The following is a 5,383-nucleotide window of genomic DNA, read 5'->3' as shown; positions in this document are numbered from 1 at the left end:
TACTGCAGGGGGGACCCTGTGGGAGAGTAGGACGCCGCCGAACAATCATTGTGGGAAAGCCCCGCACCTTCTGGTGCGGGGCTTTTCTGCGTTTAAGGGCTCTTGCGTCGCATCGCCGGAATGCTCGACAGGCGCTCCCTGAGCTGCCTTTCCGGGAGACGGGAACGTCAGCGGCCCGGACGCCGCCTGGTCCTGCCGCAGCCGGGCCGAGTGTGAGGATGGGGGACATGCGCGATTCGTACCGCTCCCTCCCCCTCACGGCTGCCTCCCTCGCCGGCTGGCGGGAGGAGGTGTCGGAGGCCCTGGCCGTCCTGGTGGCCGGCTTCGAGGAGAAGCACGGCTACGGCCCGGGTGAGAACGCGGTCCTGCCGCCGGAGGCGGACGATCGCCTCGCCGCGGAGCAACTCGCCGCAGAGTTCCCGGCCTTCGCCGACCTCGCCGCGTACTACGAGGAGATCGGAGCCGTGAACATGAGCGACGTCGGCAACGGCTACTTCCTGCACTCCGCCTCCCAGGCCATCGACGAACGCACCGCTCTGCCCGAGGCCGGCGAAGCCGTCCCAGCCGTGCTGATCGGCTCCGACGGGGGCGGGATCCTGTACGCGGTCGCTGCCGACGGCGCCGTCTGGCGGTCGCGGACCGCCTCCGAGGAAGGGGAGTTCGACCGGATCACGGACGGCCTCGCGGAGTTCCTCGACCTCCTGCGCCGCTCGGTCCACCGCTTCAACGAGTCCGGGCAGCCCGGACTCCTGTAGTGGACCCAGGCTGTTTCCTTCAGTTCATCGGATCGCGGGTTGATGCGTGTCGTTGGCTGACGCCCAGTGGGCCCGCACAGAGCCGCTGCTGATCGACGCGATCACGTCCAAGTACCGCACCGGAACGCTGTGGGTGGATCGAGGCGGACGGCACCGAGCAGGTCGGCAACCGCCCGGCCCGCACCGTCTACCGCCACACCGCCGCCGGGCGGGAAGGCTTCGCCGACTGGCTCGACGACCTGATCCGCGAACCCTCCCCCGAGTACCCGCGGTTCCTCTCCGCCGTCGGATACCTCGGCGCGCTGGGCCGCGACCGCGCGGCGGGGGCGCTGCGCGAGCGGGCCGCCGCACTGAGGGAGCGGATCGAGAGGGACGCCGAGGCCTACCGCGCGGCCCGCGAGGAGCACGGTGCGCCGCGCCTGTTCGTCATCGAGGCCGAATACGCCGCCGCCATGGCACGGGCCGAGCTGGCCTGGGTGGAGCGCACCGCCGCCGAGGTCGAGGGCGGGACGCTGGCGTGGCCGGAAGGGGGCGGGCGATGAGCGGCGGCGGCGCTCCGCAGGACGAGGCGGTCGACGTCCTGATAGCCGGAGCCGGCCCGGCCGGGCTGACCCTCGCCGGGGAGCTGGGGCGCGCGGGGGTGCGGGCACTGGTCCTGGAGCGGGACCCGGGACCGCCCGGCTTCTGCCGCGGGTTCAACCTCAATGCCCGGAGCCTGGAACTGCTCGGCCGCCGGGGCCTGGCCGACCGCTTCCTTGCCGAGGCGCCGACCGTCCGCACGACCGCGTTCGTCGGCACCTCCCGCCTCGACCTCGCCGCGATGCGCACCGACCACCCCTACGTCCTCGGCATCCCCACAGACCCGCGTGGAGGAACTGCTCGCCGAGTGGGCCGCGGGGTCGGGCGCGCGCCTCGTCCGCGGCCGACGTCTCACCGGTCTGCGGCAGGACGCCGACGGCGTGACGGTCGGGACGGACGGCGCCGACGGCCCGGCAACCCTGCGCTGCCGATGGCTGGCCGGCTGCGACGGGGGCCGCAGTACGGTGCGCAAGGCGACCGGGACCGGCTTCCCCGGGACGCCCGCCCGCACGTTCACCCTGCTCGGGGACGTGGTCCTCGCCGACCCGTCGGCCGTCCCCTTCGGCTCCCACACCGGGCCCGGCGGCCGCTCGGTGTTCGCGATCCCGCGCCCCGGCCACGTCCGTCTCCTCACCGAGGACCCGGCACCGCCGGAGGACCCGCACGAGCCGGTGCCGCTTGAGGTGTTCCAGCGCGCGGTCGACGCCGCGCTGGGACGCCGGACCGAGATCGCCGGGGCGCTGTGGCTGACCCGGTTCGGGGACGCGGCGCGGCTCGCCGAGCGCTTCCGGACGGGCCGGGTGCTGCTCGCCGGGGACGCCGCGCACATCCACCCCCCGGCCGGCGCCATCGGCGTCAACGCGGCGATCGACGACGCCGTCAACCTGGGCTGGAAGCTCGCCCTGGTGGCGCGCGGACAGGCGCCGGACGCACTGCTCGACAGCTACCACGACGAGCGTCACGCGGCGGGCCGGCGCTTGCTCCGCAGCACCCGCGCGCAGGCGGTGCTCGCCCAGGTGAAGGGCGACGAGGACCGCCTGGCGCCCGTCCGCGACCTGCTCGCCGAGCTGGCCTCGGACGGTGACACGGCCGGACCGCTGGCCGAGGCGATCACCGCCGTCGGCACCCGCTACCCCGCCTCGGGAGACCTCGGACACCAGTGGGCGGGGAGGATGGTGCCGGACGTCCCGCTGGGCGGGGACGGCCTCGCGGCGCTGCTGGCCCGGTCGCCCGGCGGCGCACTGCTGCTCGACGGCGCGGTGGGAGCGGACGCCCTCTCCGTCGCCGCCCGGCCATGGGCGGACCGGGTCACCGTCGCCCGTACCCGCGCGGGCGCTCTGGCGGGCGCCCGCGCGGTCCTCGTCCGCCCGGACGGGCACGCCGCGTGGCGTTCGGCCACGTCAGGGGCCTGGCCTTCTGGCCCCCGGAGCGGGAGTCGTCGGCCGAGGAAGTGGTCGACCGGCATGGGCCTACCGGCCGATCGCGTGGTGAGCTCACGGTGGACGGGCTTGACCCTCGGGTAACGCGAGACGGCACAGTCAGAGGCGTGGACAGGAGAAACCTGCTGCCGATCGGGCAGTTCTCGCAGGCCAGCGGCCTCTCGGTCACCGCGCTCCGGCACTACGACGCAAGTGGCGTACTGGTGCCGGCGTTCGTCTGCGTACGGCGCAGTCGATCAGGGCGTTGCGGCAGCTGGACATACCGGTCGAGGAAGTCCGTCGGCTGCTCGGCGGCGGCGAGGAGGAGCTGGTCGCCGCCCTGCTGGCGCACCTACGGGCGGCCGAGCGGCGGCTGGAGGTACAACGCTCCACCGTCCACAGCCTGTTGAGCCGACTGATCGAAGGAGCAGGGATGGCCCACCGCGTCACCGTCCGCCAGGGCGCCGCCGAACGGATCCTCGTTCGCGGGGCGACCCTGGACAACTCCGGGCTCGACGCCTTCCTCCGCAGCGCCTACCAGGAGATGTACGAGGTCGCCGGCCGCGGCCCGCTCACCTTCACCGGGCCCGCCTTCGTCCGCTTCCACGGAGTGTGCGACGACGAGAACGAGACGCTCGTCGAGGCCTGCCTGCCGTTCCGGGAGGACGGCGCGCAGCCCACGGACCTCCCCGAGGGCATGACCGTGCGCGAGCTGCCCGAGAGCACCCTCGCCTACACGGAGACAGAGGGAGCGGCCGCCGCGTTCCCGCAGATCCTCGGCGCGTACGACGCCGTTGCGGACTGGATCACCCAGCACGGCTTCGCCTTCGCGGGCCCGGTCCGGATGGTCTACCGCCGATGGACCGGGACACCGGACGACCCGGACAACCGCCTGGAGATCGCCTGGCCGATCGACGAGCCCACGGACACCCCCTAGGGCACCAGTACGACCTTGCCGAGGTTGCGGCGCTGCTCGATGACGGCGTGCGCGCGGGCGGCCTCGGCGAGGGGGATCCGCGCATGGACGGCGGTACGGAGGGTGCCCGCGCCGTGCAGCTCCCAGAGCTCGCGCTGCCAGCGGGCGTACAGGTCGGGCCGGCCGAGGGCGAGGGCACGCATCTGGAAGCCGATCACCGAGGCCCCGCGGGCCAGGAGCTCGTACGCCTCCACCGTGCCGCCGCCGGAGCTGAAGGCCACCAGCCGGCCGCCCATGGCCAGGGCCCGGACGGCGGGGCCGAGGAGGTCGCCTCCGACTCCGTCGAGGATCACGTCGTACGGGGCTCCCCGGTCGGCGTCCTCGTACAGGACGACCTCGTCGGCGCCCAGGTCGCGGACGAAGTCGGCCTTGTCGGCGCTGCCGACGGCGGCTACCACGCGCCCCGCCCCGCGGGCCTTGGCGAGCTGGAGGGCGAGGGTGCCCACCGCACTGGCCGCCGCCGTGACGAGGACGGACTCGCCGGGCCGCACGCGCGCGGCCTCGTAGGCCCCGCGGGCGACCAGCCCGCTGCGGACGAGCGCGACCGCGTCCACGGCGGTCGCGCCGTCGGGGATCGGGGAGGCCATCGCGGTGTTCAGCACCGCGTACTCGGCGTAGGCGTCGGCGAAGCACAGCCCGGTGACCCGGTCCCCGACGGCGAAGCCGGTGACGCCCTCCCCGGTGCCGGCGACCACCCCCGCCACCTCCCCGCCGAACGACACGGGCCCACTGCCCTCACGGACCTTGCGGACGGTGGGCAGGGTGACGCCGATGGCCTCGGTCCGGACGAGGACCTCGCCGGGCCCCGCCACCGGGCGGTCGGCCCGTTCGGCGAACAGGACTTCGGGCCCACCGTTGACCTCATGGCGAATGCGCAGCACAGGACCTCCCCGATCCGATGTCATTGGATACCCCAACGATAGTCGGAAGTCATAGGGAGGCCCAACGACTTTTGGGTAGGGTGCGCACATGACCTCACCCCTCGGGCACATCCAGTCCCTGCCCACCTGGCTCGTCGGCCGCGTCGCGGCGCGCGGCCGGGGCCTGGTCGCCGACGCGATCTCCGCGGAGGGGCTGAAGCTCATGCAGCACGCGGTGCTGGCCGCGACCGCCGAACACGGCCCGGTGGCCCAGGCGGACCTGGGGCGCCGGCTCGCCGTTGACCCGAAGGACATGGTCGGGATCCTCAACCACCTCCAGGAGGCGGGCCTGGTGCTGCGTACCCCGGATCCGGCCGACCGGCGCAAGAACGCCGTCACCGTCACCCCGGCGGGGGAGGCCGCCCTCGCGCGCTGCGCGGTACTCGCGGAAGCGGCGAACGCGGAGCTACTGGCCCCCCTCACCCCGGCTGAGCAGGACACTCTGATGGCCTTGCTGGTGCGGGTGCACGAGGCCCCCGGGTCGTTTTGACACCCCCGGAGGCGGGGTTGTAGAGTCAAACGGTTGCCTCGAACTGGACAAGTTCGGCGACCACCACTCCACAGGGAATCTCTTCTCGGGTGGAGTGCATTCGACTCTCCATTCGGAAACGTTGAAGCCGGGAAATCCGGTGGAAAACTTCTGATAGAGTCGGAACCGCCGGAAAGGGAAAGCGCGAAAGCGCAGGACCTCGAAAGCGCCGAGGAAATCGGACACGAAAGAGTCTGATAGAGTCG

5 protein-coding genes and 1 pseudogene are annotated in these 5,383 nt (G+C 73.2%); 5 read left to right on the top strand and 1 reads right to left on the bottom strand.

All coding sequences use genetic code 11. The features are described from left to right. Positions 1-227: 227 nt before the first annotated feature. The 4 genes and pseudogenes from ACZ597_RS35505 to ACZ597_RS35490 all read left to right on the top strand — a co-directional run bounded on the left by ACZ597_RS35505 (position 228) and on the right by ACZ597_RS35490 (position 3,689). Positions 228-755, top strand: coding sequence for an SMI1/KNR4 family protein (locus ACZ597_RS35505; RefSeq protein ID WP_471339579.1), 528 nt, complete (start codon positions 228-230; stop codon positions 753-755). Positions 756-1,293: 538 nt separating this feature from the next. Next, a pseudogene (locus ACZ597_RS35500) lies at positions 1,294-1,551 on the top strand (FAD-dependent monooxygenase); the annotation flags it as partial. A 70-nt stretch (positions 1,552-1,621) separates the two neighbouring features. Beyond that, the gene (locus ACZ597_RS35495; protein ID WP_471339576.1) at positions 1,622-2,857 is read left to right on the top strand and encodes an FAD-dependent monooxygenase; all 1,236 of its coding nucleotides are present in this window, start codon (positions 1,622-1,624) and stop codon (positions 2,855-2,857) included. Between the two features lie 160 nt (positions 2,858-3,017). Continuing rightward, complete coding sequence (locus tag ACZ597_RS35490) at positions 3,018-3,689, top strand: GyrI-like domain-containing protein (protein WP_471339573.1); 672 nt, start codon at positions 3,018-3,020, stop codon at positions 3,687-3,689. On the opposite strand, the gene ACZ597_RS35485 is transcribed toward ACZ597_RS35490, so the two are convergent. Beyond that, positions 3,686-4,609: a quinone oxidoreductase family protein gene (locus ACZ597_RS35485; protein ID WP_471339570.1), complete on the bottom strand. Its 924-nt coding sequence runs from the start codon at positions 4,607-4,609 to the stop codon at positions 3,686-3,688. The two genes, ACZ597_RS35490 and ACZ597_RS35485, sit on opposite strands and share 4 nt — an antisense overlap. Positions 4,610-4,697: 88 nt before the next feature. On the opposite strand from ACZ597_RS35485, the gene ACZ597_RS35480 reads away from it, so the two are divergent. Next, the gene (locus ACZ597_RS35480; protein ID WP_471339568.1) at positions 4,698-5,138 is read left to right on the top strand and encodes a MarR family winged helix-turn-helix transcriptional regulator; all 441 of its coding nucleotides are present in this window, start codon (positions 4,698-4,700) and stop codon (positions 5,136-5,138) included. The last annotated feature ends 245 nt before the right edge of the window (positions 5,139-5,383 follow it).

Source organism: Streptomyces sp. NPDC040718 (genome assembly GCF_055593565.1).
This window is presented reverse-complemented; position numbering and strand designations above follow the sequence as displayed.